Genomic DNA, 14,184 nt, shown 5'->3' with positions numbered 1-14,184 from the left:
TCCGGGCGCGGGCCTACTCCTCGCTGCCGAGGGTGAGTCCGGCCAGCTTGACCGAGGCGGCGGCGGTGGCGCCCGCCGCGACGACGACCAGCAGCCAGACCGCGGTGGTCAGGCCGACCGGGGCGGTGACGGTGCCGTCGGCGGCGACCGCCTCGGTCAGGGCCAGGCCCCACTGCTGGACCGAGAGGGTGCGGGCGCCCTCGACGTAGTTGCCGATCAGGGACTCCCAGATCAGCGCGTAGGCGAGGCCGGCGATCACCGCGTGCCGGGTGAGCACGCCCAGCAGCAGGAACAGCGCGCTGTAGGCGGCGCCCGCGGCGAGCGCGCCCACCCCGTAGCCGAGCGCCACGCCGTCCCCGGGGCCGTACAGGACCAGGCCGGCGACGTAGGTGGGGACGGCGGAGAGCAGCCAGGTGCTGGCGACGGCGACGGCCAGCTTGGTGGTGACGATCTTCCAGCGGGGCAGCGGCTTGGCGAGCAGGTAGACGATCGAGCCGTCCTCGATCTCGGTGGCGATCACGCCGGTGCCGACGATCAGGCCGGTGATCGGGACCAGGGTGCCCAGGGCGAGGCTGCCCAGGACGCTGTGCGCGAGGGCCAGCTCGTCCAGGGTGCTGTTGCGGGCGATCACGGCCAGGACCAGCAGCAGGACCGGGACGGCCAGCAGGACCAGGACCCGGCGGCGGCCGAACAGGCCGCGCGCGGTGAGCCGGGCGACGGTGGTGTTCATCGGTGGGCCCTTCAGGACGAGACCAGGTACGAGAAAACGCTTTCCAGCGACTCGTCGGCCGGGGAGACGGTGTACAGGCGGATGCCGGCCTCGCGGGCGACCTTGGGCAGCAGGGTGGTGAAGCCCTGGAAGTCGACCGCCTGGATGCGCAGGGCCTTCTCGGCGGCGTCGAGTTCGATGCCCGCGGTGGAGCCGTCCGCGATCAGCGCCGAGGCGAGCCGCCGGTCGTCGCTGGAGCGCACCAGGTAGCGGTGCGGCCGGTCGGTCATCAGGCGGCGGATCTCCCGGAAGTCGCCGGACGCGGCGTGCCGCCCGGCCACCACCACCTCGATGTGGCGGGCCAGTTGCTCGACCTCCTCCAGGATGTGCGAGGAGAACAGCACGGTGCGCCCGTCGGCGCCGAACCGGCGCAGCAGTTCCATCAGGTGCAGGCGCTGGCGCGGGTCCATGCCGTTGAACGGTTCGTCCAGCAGCAGCACCGAGGGGTCGTGGACCAGCGCGGAGGCCATCTTGACCCGCTGCTTCATGCCCTTGGAGTAGGTGCCGGTGTGCCGGTCCTGGGCGTACTCCATCTCGACCAGGGCGAGGGCGTGTTCGGCGGCGGCGCCCGGGTCGGCCAGGCCGTGCAGTTCGGCGTTGGCGAGGACGAACTCCCAGCCGGTCAGGTAGTCGTACATCGACTCCTTCTCGGGGACCAGGCCGATCTCCCGGTAGACCTCCTGGTTGCGCCAGATCGGGGTGCCGTCGAGGGCGACGGTGCCGGAGGAGGGGGCGAGGAAGCCGCTCATCATGTGGATGAGGGTGGACTTCCCGGCGCCGTTGGGGCCCAGCAGGCCGGTGATGCCGGGTCCGATGGTCATGGTGACGTCGTTGACGGCGACCACGTTGCCGAACCAGCGGGAGACCTTGTCGATGGTGATGACGGCCATGGCTGCCTCTCAGACGTTCCGGTAGCGGCGCAGCATCAGCGCGTAGCCGCCGGCCGTGAGTGCGACGAGCACGGCCGCGAACACCGCCGCGCCGGCCGCGCCGGGGGCGTGCAGGACGGTGGCGCTGTCCGCCCCCAGGCCGAAGAGCCGGTTGGCCAGGGCCTCCACCAGCTGGGACGGCGAGATCAGGAACGCCCAGGCGGCGGAGTCCGACCGCAGCGGGTCGAGGCCGCCGTTGAGCGCGTAGACGATCGAGGCCAGCGCCCGGGTGATCATCAGGACGCCCATGATCGCGGCCACGCCGAAGCCGCGGCGCGGGGTGGCGGCGGCGATCAGCAGGCCGAGCGAGGCGTACAGCAGCGCGTACAGCAGGGCCGCGACCAGGCCGTACAGCAGGTGCAGCAGGTTGTCGCCGAGCGGGAACTTCGCCAGCAGCGCGCCGACGAACAGCAGCAGCAGCGGCGTGGACAGCACGATCATCAGCGCGCTGGACATCGCGGCGAACTTGGCCGCCACGTAGTCGCCGCGGGTGGCCGGGCGGGAGAAGTACAGCGGCACCACGTGGTGCCGCAGGTCCCGGGACATCAGCACGGGGGCCTGCGCGGCCAGGAAGATCTGCGGCAGGACGACGAACGTGGCCAGGTAGTCGGCGTAGTCCAGCGGCATCTCGTCCAGGTGCGCGAACAGCGCGATCGCCAGCATCGCCAGGGCCGGCGCGGCCATCCCGCCCAGCAGCAGGAACGGCAGCACCTTGGACTTGCCGGAGCGGCCCAGGCCGAACGCGGCCCGCAGGCTCTGCACGTACAGCGAGCGGGTGGCGTACCGGCGGCCCAACCGCGGCCCGGTGTACGGGCGGTAGCCGATGTCGTGGATGACGCCGCTGTGGGCGTCGGCGGGGGTGGTCATGCCTGCTCGCCTCCTGCGGCCGCGGCCTGGTAGGTGTCGTGGCCGTGCTCGCCGTACTCGTCCGGCTCGTCCTCGTCGGACCGGGTGCTGAAGATCTCGGCGACCCGGTGGCGGCGCTGCTCCAGCCGGATCAGGCCGAGGCCGAGGTCGTCCACGGCGTCGCGGACGGTGTCGTACGTCTCGTCGCCGGCGATCTCCACCAGCAGGATGCGGCTGCCGTCGGCGCGGACCGTCAGGCCGGCCTCGGTCAGCCGCTCGCGCAGCACCGCGTCGGCGTCGAAGGCGCGGTCGACCGGGTGGTCGGTGACCTCGACGGCGAGCAGCTGGGTGGTGCCGGTGAACGAGGCGGTGGAGGAGGACCGCAGCAGCTTGCCGCCGTCGATCACCACCAGGTGGTCGCAGGTCCGCTCCAGCTCGCCCAGCAGGTGGGTGGTGACCAGCACCGAGATGCCGAAGTCGGAGTGGATGCGGCGGATCAGCCCGAGCATCTCGTCCCGGCCGACCGGGTCGAGGCCGTTGGTCGGCTCGTCCAGCAGCACCAACCGCGGGTCGTGGACCAGCGCCTGGGCCAGCTTCACCCGCTGCTTCATGCCGGTCGAGTAGCCGCCCATCGGGCGGTAGCGCTCCTCGTACAGGCCGACGTGGCGCAGGATGTCGGCGGTGCGCTCGCGGGCCGCGGCGGCGGGCAGGCCGGACATCCGGGCCATGTGCACCACGAACTCGGTGGCGGACACGTCCGGCGGCAGGCAGTCGTGCTCCGGCATGTAGCCGACGCGTTCGCGGATCGCCGGGCCCTGGGTGGCGATGTCCAGGCCGAGCACCTGGCCGGTGCCCTCGGTGGCCGGGGACAGCCCGAGGAGGATCTTGATGAGAGTGGACTTGCCCGCGCCGTTCGCCCCGACCAGACCGACCACGCCCGGCTCCACCTCCACGGTGAGCCGGTCGAGCGCGGTGACCCGGGGGAACCTCTTGGTGAGGCCGTCCGTCTTGATGACTGTGGACACGGTCATCAACGTAGCCGTGCACCGGTGGCCCGCGGAATGCGCTGGGAAGCCGGGCTTCCCTCCCCCCACGGGATGACCGCCCGGCCCCGCCCCCTAGGGGACGGGGCGGCGGGCAGCCGCGCGCGGCGTCCGAGCGGCGTCCGAGCGGCGTCCGACGGTGCGTCAGGGCGCCGCCCCGGCCGGAACGGCCCGCGCGGGCCGCCCGGGCCGCCCGGGCCGCGCTCAGGACAGCATGCTGCTCTGCAGGGCGACCACCTGCCGGAACGCCTGCACCGGGACGCCCTGCGGGTTGGTCAGCTGGACCATCGCCACCACGTCGCCGCTCTGCACCCAGCCGACCCGGCCGGTGGGCATCCCGTGGGCCTGCTCGTCGGAGAGCCGGACGTCCACCTGCCCGAAGGCGATCGGGTACTTCTCGCCGGCGTCCAGGTGCCAGGACGCGATGTCCTTCGTCCCCGTCATCAGGGTCGCGCCGGCGAAGTAGTCGGCCGCCTCGTCGCCCGTCCCGAAGTGGAACAGCCGCAGCTCGGTGCGGGTGCCGTCGGGGGTGGTCCAGCCCTGGGCGGCGGCGCCCCGGCAGGCGTCCGTGGTCAGCCGCAGGGTGTGCGCGTCGTCCCCGGCCAGCATCGCGTCGCGGTCGCACGGGATCCAGCGGCCCGCCACCGCGGGCAGGGCCGGCCCGGCGGACCCGGACGCGGACCCGGACGGCGTCGCGGACGGTGCGCCGGAGGCCGTCGCGGCGGCGCTCGGGGACGCGGACGCGGTCGCGGACGTCCCCGGGGCGGCGCTCGACGAGGGACCGGCCGACGGGTCGGCCGACGGTCCGGTGGCGACCGCGCCCTCCGGGAGCGGCAGCAGCAGCCCCCGCAGGTCCGCCGCGTGCGTCCTGACCTTGTAGTCGGACGGGGCCGAGGCGCCCGCGGGCAGCGGAGGCAGCGTCAGCTCCGGGAACGCGTACCGGCCGTCGTTCGGCGTGGCCAGGCCCGGGACGTCGGTGCGGTCCGGCAGGGTCACCAGCACGGCGGTCGCCGCGCCGGTCACCAGCGTCAGCAGCACCGCCGCGCCGAGCTGCCACCCGCGCCGGCGGTCGGAGCCGGTCCGCGCCCGGGCCGGGTCCGCTGCCCCGGACGGGGGCCGGAACGGGTCCGGGGCCGGGGGCGCCCAGGGGTCCGGCGGCGGCGGGGTGGCCGGGGCCGCGGGGGCGTCCGGCTGCGGAGGGGTGGTGTCACTGCTCATGCGGCGGCTCCCGGTCGGGCCAGTCGGTCCAGTTGCTGGCGGAACAGGTCCACGACCTTGTTCTGGTCGAGGGGTGCCACGCCCGAGACCCGCAGCTGCACCAGCAGGTCGCCCTCGGCCGAGTAGCAGGTCACGTAGTCGAGTTGGTCGCCGGCCTGGAGCGCCGGCAGCGCGCAGCGCGCGTCCGGGTGGCCCGGCACGTCCGGGCCGCGCCGGAACAGGTCGCTGTCGTCGACCAGGGCCCCGAACAGCGCGTTCTGCTCCGACACCGTCTGCTGGTCGAACCGGGTCAGCTTCAGCACCGCCATCAGCCGGTTGTCGAACCGGGCCAGGCTGCGCACCCCGATGCCGGTGAAGTGCAGGGTGGAGAGCGCGTCCTTCAACCGGCCCCGGTACTTCTCCGGGACCTCGTCCAGCAGTTCCTCCTGGGCCCGGGCCAGGTCCGCGCCGCCGAACTCGCCGTCGTTGCCGAGGCCCTTGTAGTCCGGGCCCAGCCGGTACCCGTCGGGCACCGGCAGCAGCAGGTCGCGCAGGCTGCCGAAGTGGTTGCCGTTGGACTTGGCGCCCCACGGCGCGGGCGTGCTCGCCGAGGGCGCGGGGGCCGCGGCGGCGACCGGCGCGGCCGGCTCGTCGCCGTAGTGCACCCGGATCACCACCTCGCCGATGCCGACGCCGAGCAGTGCCGCCGCGAGCACCGCGGCGACCGCCCTCGGGGCCCGTCGGCGGGGTTTCACCGGGGCGTCCGTCCCGGGGGATTCGATGTCGGTCACGCGAGTCGCTCCCACTGGCGCTTGGCGATGTCTTCGAGTTGCGCCCGGTCCACCGGCTTCTCGGCGTAGACCTGGACGGTCATCAGCACGGTGCCCTTGCGGGCGAGCGCCTCGCCGTAGTGGTACGTCTCGGTGCTGCGCGCGTAGGTGTAGGGCTGCTTGGCGAGCAGCAGGACGCCCTCGTCGTTGCCCGGGAACTTCGACACGTCCATGTCCGCGGAGGCGCTCGGGACCGTCCCGGTGATCGCCTGCACCACGGACTCGGGCACGTACTGGACCAGCATCACCTGGTAGACGTCCTCGCCCGTCTTCCAGCGCACCGTGGCGGCGCGGCGGAAGCCGTTGCCGAGCATCCGGACGAACATCTGCTCGCTGTCGCCGAAGGTCTCCGCCCGGTCGGCCGGGGACAGCCAGCCGTCGCCGTCGCCGTCCTCGCCGGTCAGGTCGGTGCTGCCCGACGGCGGCTCGACCAGCAGCTTGCGCAGGTCGCCGTCGATGTCGAGCGGCGGCGGACCGGCGGCGGCCAGCGCCGCGGCGTCCACCCGCTCGGCGGAGTACGTCATCTTCGGCGCGGTGAGGGCCGGCAGCGGCGTCGGCGGCCGGGACGCCTGGATCGCGTAGCCCACCCCGGCGCCGACCACCGGGCCGACCAGCACCGCGGCCAGGAACAGCGCGCCCGCGCCGAACCGCCGCCTGCCGCGGGCGGGTTCGGCGTCCGGGCGGCCCGACTCGATCAGGTCGGACCCGGGGTCGGCGGGGTCGAGAGGGGCGACCGGGTCGAGGGGGGCGACCGGGTCGAGGGGCGAGGTGGGCGGGACGGTCGGCGCGGGTGGCGCGGTCGGCTCGGCAGCGGCCGTCCCGGGCTCCGCCGCGTCCGCGGATTCGGTGCTCAACTGGTGCTCCTGGAAAGAGGGTTCGGGACGTCCGTCAGCCGTTGGCAAGGCGGTCGCGCGCACGTTTCATGGCGTCGGCGAGCAGCGCCTTGTCGGGGTCGCCCTGCACCTGAACGGTGACCTCGTAGACCACGTCGCCGACCACGCCGATGCCGACCAGCTCGCCGGTGTACGCCTGCTGCTCGGGCTTGAAGACGTAGCCCCTGGCGTTCGACACCCCGTCGACGCCGAACGAGGGCTGGTCGTAACTGGTGTTGTCGGCGAAGCCCTGCGCCCGGTCGGCCCGGCCGAAGCGCCGCAGGTCGGTGCGGACCTCGGACTTCCCGTCCCGGGTGCGGTAGGTGCGGGTGGCCGCCTCCTTGAAGCCCCAGGAGTCGAGGACCGCCTTGATGTCCACGTCCTTGCTGTACTGGGCCTGGAGGTCCGCCATGCTCATCATCGCGCCGTCCGGGGAGCCGTACGGGTCCGCGTCGTCGGGCACGGGCAACAGGAAGTACCGCAGGTCACCGCTGTGCTTGCCGCCCGAGACGCTGCCCCGCAGGGTGCTGGCCGGACGCGGGGCCACCGTCGGCGACGGGGTCGGCGCGGCCGACGGCGTCGGGGTCGGGCTCGGCGTGGCCGACGGGCTCGGGGCCGCCGACGGGGACGCCGCGACGACCGCGACGGCCGCGGCGTGCCCGGAGCGGTCGGGCCGGCCCACCGCGACGGTGACGGCCGCGCTGGCCGCGGTCACCGCGAGCAGCCCGGCCACCGACAGCACCACCCCGGCCGCCCGGGGCAGTCGGCGCGAGGCTCCGGCGGTGACCGTATGGGCCACCTGGGGCCCCTGGGCCTCAGCGGCGGGCGCAGGTGCAGGTGCAGGTGTAACGGGCGGGGCCGTCGGAGTCGGCGCCGGGGTCGGGGTCGGTGCCGGACTCGGGGTCAGGTCCCGGTCAGGGGACGGTTCGGGAACGGACAAGGGTCTCCCCCCAGGGTTCACATGGCGGCCCGCGCAGCGGCGCGGGCCGTCCCCCCGGTCGGCCCGAACGCGTTCGTCATTGCGCGGTGCACGAATTATGTGAGACCTGTGCGGCCCTCAACAACACGGTTCCGCCGACCAATCGCCGTAATCCACGGCCAATCGGACAGCCCGTGACTGAACCGCAACCCGGAACCGGAACGGTTCAGCGCCCCGCCGGCCCCTCCCCGGCGGACGGCTCGGCCGCCGTCCCGGGCTCCGCGGGCGCCCCGGGCTGGGGCGGAACGGGCGCGGACGGCGCGGGCTGGGCGGAAGCGGGCTGAGCGGGAGCGGACGGCGCCGCCTGCGGGTAGCCGTACGCCTCGGCGAAGTGGATGCCGGCGGCCTCGGCGAGCGCGATGTCCAGGCGCTCGTTGCGGATCCGGCGGTCGATGTAGAGCACGCCGTTGACCAGCGGGACCAGCGGGCCGGTCGCCAGCGTGCCGAACAGCACCAGCAGCGAGTAGCCCACCAGCACGGCGGTCATCGTGCCGTGGCTGAGCTGGAGCCGGGCGGATTCGCCCTCGAAGTCGACGGAGCTGAGCGGCACCAGCACCGACAGGGCGATCGACAGCGGGTAGCTGATCACCCCGGCCGCGACCCGGCCGATGGCGGTGACCAGCGCGGTGAGGCCGAAGCTGCGCCACCAGTTGCCCCGGTTGAGCTGCCAGGCCCGGCCGATCGCCGCCTTCGGGGTGCTGTCCTCCAGCACCAGCACCGGGACCTGCGGGGCCAGCCGCACCACCGCGTAGACGCCGGCGACCCCGATGGCCGCGCTCAGCAGGAGCAGCAGCAGGAACAGCGGCACGCTGCCGGTGACGGTGCCGAGCCCCACTGCCAGGCCCACCAGCAGGACGTTCAGCACCAGCAGCGGGCCGTACAGCAGCGCCATCGAGGCGACGGCCGCCCCGAGCCGGGGGCGGGCCTCCTTCCAGGCCTGACCGGCCGTCATCCGGCGGCCGAGGGTCGCGGCCCGCAGCACCACCGTGGCCAGCGGCCCGGCGATCACGTACTGCACGATCCCCAGCAGCAGGATCAGCCCGAAGACCACCAGCAGCGGCCAGCCCAGGGCCCACAGTTGGTCGCCGGTGGGCTCTTCGCCCCGCGAGGTGTCCGGGAGGGCGTTGTAGGCGTCGCCGAGCCGGCCCGCCAGCAGCACCGCCACCACCACCATCGGCACCGCCAGGACGCCGGTGACCGCCGCGAGTGGCAGGTAGAGCGCGCCGGTGTAGCGCCGCACGGTGTCGAAGACGGCGCTGAACATCTCGCCGAACGCGAGCGGGCGCAGCGGCAGCACCCCGGGCTTCGGCGCGACCGGCACGGCACCCCAGGGGCTCTGCCCCCAGCCCCCGTGGGGGTGGCCCCCCGGCTGCCCGTACCCCGGCCAGTACCCCGGCCCGCCGCCCGGCCCCTGGGTGCCCGGCCCGTGGGCCCCCGGCCCGTACGGCTGCCCGCCGCCGTGCTGCTGACCCGGACTGCCGCCGTCCCCGCTCATCCGTACCCCTCCATGGCTCCGGTCCCGTCCTTCGGGCTCCGCCACCGAGCCTAGGGCCCGGTTCGGACCGCCACCGAGGCACCCCACTGATCCGGTCCGGACCCGGACCCGGACCCGGTGTCGCGCCCGTCCCGCCCGTCCCGCCCGTCCCGGTCCTCGTCGGCGCCGGGGGCGGGGCAGCCCGGTCGGGGCCTGCTGAACCGGCCGGACCGGCGGGGAACGGAGTCGGCCGGACCGGTCGGCCCGGCCGGCCGGTGGAGGTCCAGCCGGTGGAGGTCCAGCCGGTCCTTCGGGCGGTCGAGCCAGCGTTTCCACGCGGCGGTGTCGGCGATGCCCAGGAAGGGGGTGTCGTCGGGGGGCGGTGCACCGGTGTTCACGCAGTACCTCCGCGGTCCGGGTCCGGTCCGGTCCATGCTCCCAAAGAGCGGGCCCGCTGGGAACGCGCCGTCCCGGACCGCCGACGGCCGGCACCACCGTACGCGCGGGCCCGGTGCGCGCGGTCAACGTTGCGCAAAACCCCCCTCCCGCCCACCCGTGGTGACGGTCGCCCGGATGTGCGGACGTCTTCGGGGGAGGGCTCGGCGTGGGGGTGAAGGTGGAGACCATCGCCGAACTGGTCGCGCCGGCCGCCGCGTTCGTCGCCGCCCGGCCTCCTCGGCAGTCGCCGCCACGTCGGAATCCGTTCCCCTCCCCGATGACTTGGGCTACGGTCGGACACGCCTGCGGTCACCGGGGAGGGGCGTCGTGGCGGTCGGACCACCTGGCGGAGCGGTGTCGTTCCGGTCGTCCACCGACGTCGGCCGGCCGACGGTGACCGCGGACGGGGTGCGCGAGTTCGCGCACCCCGTAGGGGAGTTCGCGCAGGACACGGGGGTGGGCTTCGCATGAGCAACCAGATCGTCAAGGCACTCGAACACGGGGCGCAGAAGCTCGGCAAGACCCTCGCGGAGGACGCCGGGAAGGCGCTGAAGTCCTTCTACCGGAAGGCCGGCGACAACCTCGCCAAGGTCGCCAGGAACACCCGCGAGGTCGAGGCCAGGCACGTCAAGGACCTGGAGAAGATCCTCAAGGGCGAGGGCGGCGGGGGCCTGCCCCATCCGCGCGCCGGTGGCGGCCGCGGCGGGTCACGGAACCTGCCGGGGCGCGGCAGGCCCGGGCAGTCCTCGGAGGGCAACACCCGGTGCCTGACCGCCGGTGACCCGGTGGACGTGGTCTCCGGCCAGATGATCCTCTCGGAGACCGACCTGGAGCTGCCCGGCGTCCTCCCGCTGGTCCTCCGGCGCTCGTACGCGTCCGGGTACCAGGGCGGGCAGTACCTCGGTGCCGGCTGGTGCTCCAGCGTCGACCAGCGGGTGCAGGTCGACGCCGACGGCATCCACTTCGCGGGGGACGACGCCCAGGTCCTGCACTACCCGCGCCCCGACGACACGGCCCGGCCCGTGCTGCCCGCCGACGGCGCCCGCTGGCCGCTCAGCTGGGACAGGGACACCGACACCATCCGGATCGAGGACACCGACACCGGCTGGACCCGGCACTTCGCCGCGGCGGGGACCTCCGCGGTCCGACCGCTCAGCGCGCTGACCGACCGCAACGGCAACCGCGTCGACCACCTGCACGACGAGGCCGGCCTGCCGACCGAGATCCGGCACTCCGGCGGTTACCGGGTCGCGGTCGACACCCTCCACACCGCGGCGGGCCCCCGGATCGAGGCCCTGCGGCTGCTGGACGGGAGCAACCGCGGGCTCGGCACCACGGTGGTCGGCTACGGCTACGACGCACGCGGCCGGCTGGCGGAGATCCGCAACTCCTCCGGCGTCCCGCTGGTGTACGCGTACGACGCCCAGGACCGGATCACCTCGTGGACCGACCGGAACGGCTTCTGGTACGCGTACGAGTACGGCCCCGACGGCCGGGTCCGCCGGGGGCACGGGTCGGAAGGGGCCCTGGAGGCGGCGTTCGCCTACGACGACGGGAACCGCGTCACCAGCGTCACGGACGGTCTCGGCCGCCGGACGGAGTACCACTACGACCGGAGCAACCACGTCCTCCGCACGGTCGACCCGGGCGGCCACGCCGTCCACACCGAGTACGACCGCTTCGGCCGCGTCCTCTCGACCACCGACCAGCTGGGCCGGAGCACCCGGTACGACCTCGATGCCAACGGTAGGCCGATCCGGATCACCTACCCCGACGGAGTGGCGACCGAGGCCGCGTACGACGCCCACGGCCTGCCGGTCCGGGTGACCACCGTCGACGGGGCGGTGTGGCACTACGCCTACGACGACCGCGGCAACTGCGTGGCGATCACCGATCCCTGCGGCGCCACCACGCGGTACGCGTACGACGGGACCGGCCGGCCCACCGGCATCGTCGACGCGGCCGGGCAGGCCGTCACCATCGCCAACGACGGGGCCGGACTGACCACGGCGCTCACCGACCCGCTCGGCCACACCACCCGCCTCACCCGCGACGCCTTCGGCCGGGTCGTCACCGAGACCGACCAGTCCGGCCGGACGACGCAATTCGGCTGGACCGTCGAGGGGTGGCCGAGCTGGCGGCAGCTGCCCGACGGGAGCCGGGAGGAGCGGAGCTACGACCCCGAGGGGAACCTGCTGGAGCAGGTGGACCCGCACGGCGGCCGGACCGGCTACGACCGGGGCGCCTTCGGGGTTCCGACCGCCAGGCGGGACGCCGCGGGCAACCGGACGGAGTTCCGCTACGACAGCGAGCTGAGGCTCACCGCGGTCACCGGCCCCGACGGGAGGTCCTGGCGCTACTCCTACGACGCCGCCGGGAACCTCGCGTCCGAAACGGACTTCAACGGCCGGACGGTGCACTACGAGCACGACGCCGCCGGGCAGCTGACCCGGCGGACCAACGGCGCCGGCCAGCGCGTCGACTTCACCTGGGACGCCGCCGGGCGGGTCGTCCGGCAGACCACCGACGCCGGCACCCGCGTCGACTTCCGGTACGACGCGGCGGGCAACCTCACCGGTGCCCGCAACGACTCGGTCAGACTGGAGTTCACGCACGACGCGCTCGGCCGGGTGCTCACCGAATCGGCCAACGGGCTGACCCTGTCCAACCGGTACGACCCGCTCGGCCGCCGCGTCGAACGGCGCACCCCCAGCGGGTCCGTGACCGCCTGGCAGCACGACGCCAACCACCGCACCGCCGTCCTGGAGGCGTCCGGCCTCCGCCTCGCCTTCGGCTACGACCCCGCCGGACGCGAACTCCACCGCTGGATCGGCGACCGAACCGCACTGGTCAGCGACTGGGACGCCCGCGGCCGCCTGACCGCCCAGCAGCTCGTCGCGGTCGACGGCGGCCGCCCGGCCCCCGCCTCGCGGCTGCTGAACGGACGGAGCTGGACCTACCGCGCCGACGGCGTCCCGACCTCCCAGAGCGACAGCACCGACGGCACCCGCCACTTCGACCTGGACCCGCTCGGCCAGGTCACCGCCTCCCGCACCTCCGGCTGGACGGAGGCGTACGCGTACGACCCCGTCGGCAACCCGCTCCACGCGGAGCTGCCCGCCGGCGCTCCGGCGGACGCGGCGGGCGCCCGCACGGTCGACGGAATGCTGCTCCGCCGAGCCGGCCGCCTCCGGTACGAGTACGACGCCCAGGGCCGGCTGACGCACCGGCACCTGCGCACCCTCTCCGGCCAGGAGAAGACCTGGCGGTTCGGCTACGACGCGTACGACCGGATGACCTCCGCCGTCACTCCGTCCGGTGAGCACTGGCGCTACCTCTACGACCCGCTGGGCCGCCGCACCGTGAAGCAACTGGCCGCACCGGACGGCGCCGTGCTCGCCGAGACCCGTTTCTGCTGGGACGACGAGCAACTGGCGGAGCAGGGCCACCACGTCACCGGCCGGTCCGCCGCGACCGTCACCACCTGGGAGTACGAACCCCACACCTGGCGCCCGGTGGCCCAGGTCCAGCGGACCCGGACCGCCGCCGGTGTGGTCGACGAGCGGTGCCACGCCGTCGTCACCGACCTGGCAGGCGCGCCGACCGAGCTCGTCGCACCGAACGGGGACGTGGAGTGGCGGCGCACCGCCACCCTGTGGGGCCTGCCGGTCACGACCAGCAGCACCGGGTCGACCGGTTGCCCGCTGCGCTTCCCCGGCCAGTACCAGGACGACGAGACCGGCCTGCACTACAACCGCCACCGCTACTACGACCCGGAGACCGCGCGGTTCACCACCCCCGACCCGCTCGGCCTCTCGCCCGCGCCCCACCACTACGCCTACGTCACCAACCCGCTGGACGAGATCGACCCGCTCGGCCTCGCCAAGAAGAAGCGCTCCGGTGGCGGCGGCAACTCCGGGAACAACCAGCCGTCCACCCCCGCTCCCGGCAGCCGGGCCATCCCGGCCCGCGTACCGCCGCCCAGGGGCGGCCTGCCGGGATTCCCCGGTGCCAACCGGGTCTCGCCGAAGACCCCGGTGCAGGGAGGCGGCGGCCTGCGGCCCCGCTGGGAGGACGGAAGGCACATCTACGAGTGGGACTCGCAGCACGGCGAGATCGAGAAGTACAACAAGCAGGGCAAGCACCTCGGCGCCTACGATCCTGTCTCCGGCCAGCAGCTCAAGGGCCCCGATCCAGGACGGAAGTGCGTGAAATGATCTGGGTGGTACTCGGCTTCGACCGGAACAGCGACTCCCTGGTGGTGGAACAGGAGCTGCCCGCGAGCTTCACCGCGGACGACGCGGCACGACTGGTCGGACCGCACCCCGACCTGATCGGGTCGTCCTTCCCGCTCGCGGAGAGCCAGCTCGCGGCGGTCTCCGCGCTCCTGGACGTCCGGGCGGACCCCGATCGGATCGCCTACTTCCTCGAAGCGCAGGACGATGCGTGGGGGGTGCACTGACCCGCGGCGGCGCAGGGCCGCCGACGTCCGCCTGCGCGGGCGGAGCTTCCGGGAGGAGCCGTGGTCCGGAACGCTGCCGACGTCGGCGGCGGCTACGGCTGCACCCCGCCCAAGCAGCTCGACCGGCTCACCGGGCGGGGCCTCGCCCCCGGAGAACGGCTGACCCGGGCCCGCGTCCGACCGCGACCGGCGCCCCGCCGGGAGGGGCGGGGCGCCGGTCGCGGTCGAAGCACCGGAGGGGTCAGGCGGAGTGCTCGTCGGTGTTGTGGGAGTCGGTGAGGGTGAGGGCGCCGAATGCGGTGATGAGGCCGACGACCAGGGCGAGGACGGCGTAGGTGATGCGTT

The 14,184-nt window shown here is 74.2% G+C and carries 11 protein-coding genes; 2 read left to right on the top strand and 9 right to left on the bottom strand.

The window, feature by feature from the left end; translation table 11 throughout:
- Nucleotides 1-13: 13 nt before the first annotated feature.
- From K353_RS33220 to K353_RS33180, 9 genes are all read right to left on the bottom strand, one after another.
- The gene (locus tag K353_RS33220; RefSeq protein WP_111557201.1) at nt 14-730 is read right to left on the bottom strand and encodes an ABC transporter permease; all 717 of its coding nucleotides are present in this window, start codon (nt 728-730) and stop codon (nt 14-16) included.
- Nucleotides 731-741: 11 nt separating this feature from the next.
- Nucleotides 742-1,659: an ABC transporter ATP-binding protein gene (locus K353_RS33215; RefSeq protein ID WP_111557200.1), complete on the bottom strand. Its 918-nt coding sequence runs from the start codon at nt 1,657-1,659 to the stop codon at nt 742-744.
- Between the two features lie 9 nt (nt 1,660-1,668).
- Complete coding sequence (locus tag K353_RS33210) at nt 1,669-2,565, bottom strand: ABC transporter permease (RefSeq protein ID WP_111557199.1); 897 nt, start codon at nt 2,563-2,565, stop codon at nt 1,669-1,671.
- Nucleotides 2,562-3,575 carry an ABC transporter ATP-binding protein gene (locus K353_RS33205; RefSeq protein WP_233533994.1) on the bottom strand — a complete coding sequence of 338 codons (1,014 nt, stop codon included), beginning with the start codon at nt 3,573-3,575 and terminating at the stop codon, nt 2,562-2,564. The genes K353_RS33210 and K353_RS33205 overlap by 4 nt, the downstream gene beginning before the upstream one ends.
- A 216-nt stretch (nt 3,576-3,791) precedes the next feature.
- Nucleotides 3,792-4,805 (bottom strand): hypothetical protein, encoded by a 1,014-nt coding sequence (locus K353_RS33200; protein WP_111557198.1) that lies wholly within the window; start codon nt 4,803-4,805, stop codon nt 3,792-3,794.
- Entirely contained in the window at nt 4,802-5,575 is a 774-nt protein-coding gene (locus tag K353_RS33195; RefSeq protein ID WP_111557197.1) for a hypothetical protein, read from the bottom strand. Before K353_RS33195 ends, K353_RS33200 begins: the two co-directional genes overlap by 4 nt.
- Nucleotides 5,572-6,468, bottom strand: coding sequence for a hypothetical protein (locus K353_RS33190; RefSeq protein ID WP_111557196.1), 897 nt, complete (start codon nt 6,466-6,468; stop codon nt 5,572-5,574). Before K353_RS33190 ends, K353_RS33195 begins: the two co-directional genes overlap by 4 nt.
- Before the next feature lie 34 nt (nt 6,469-6,502).
- Nucleotides 6,503-7,285: a hypothetical protein gene (locus K353_RS33185; protein ID WP_146616651.1), complete on the bottom strand. Its 783-nt coding sequence runs from the start codon at nt 7,283-7,285 to the stop codon at nt 6,503-6,505.
- Nucleotides 7,286-7,631: 346 nt separating this feature from the next.
- A complete protein-coding gene (locus K353_RS33180; RefSeq protein ID WP_146616650.1) occupies nt 7,632-8,960 on the bottom strand; it encodes a hypothetical protein in 1,329 nt (442 codons plus the stop codon).
- A gap of 884 nt (nt 8,961-9,844) precedes the next feature.
- On the opposite strand from K353_RS33180, the gene K353_RS33170 reads away from it, so the two are divergent.
- A complete protein-coding gene (locus K353_RS33170) occupies nt 9,845-13,594 on the top strand; it encodes a colicin E3/pyocin S6 family cytotoxin (RefSeq protein WP_111557192.1) in 3,750 nt (1,249 codons plus the stop codon).
- Nucleotides 13,591-13,839 carry a hypothetical protein gene (locus K353_RS33165; protein WP_111557191.1) on the top strand — a complete coding sequence of 83 codons (249 nt, stop codon included), beginning with the start codon at nt 13,591-13,593 and terminating at the stop codon, nt 13,837-13,839. The genes K353_RS33170 and K353_RS33165 overlap by 4 nt, the downstream gene beginning before the upstream one ends.
- The last annotated feature ends 345 nt before the right edge of the window (nt 13,840-14,184 follow it).

The organism is Kitasatospora sp. SolWspMP-SS2h (assembly GCF_003259315.1).
Classification (GTDB): domain Bacteria; phylum Actinomycetota; class Actinomycetes; order Streptomycetales; family Streptomycetaceae; genus Kitasatospora; species Kitasatospora fiedleri.
The sequence above is the reverse complement of the archived record's forward strand: the minus strand, read 5'-3'. Positions and strand labels throughout refer to the sequence as shown.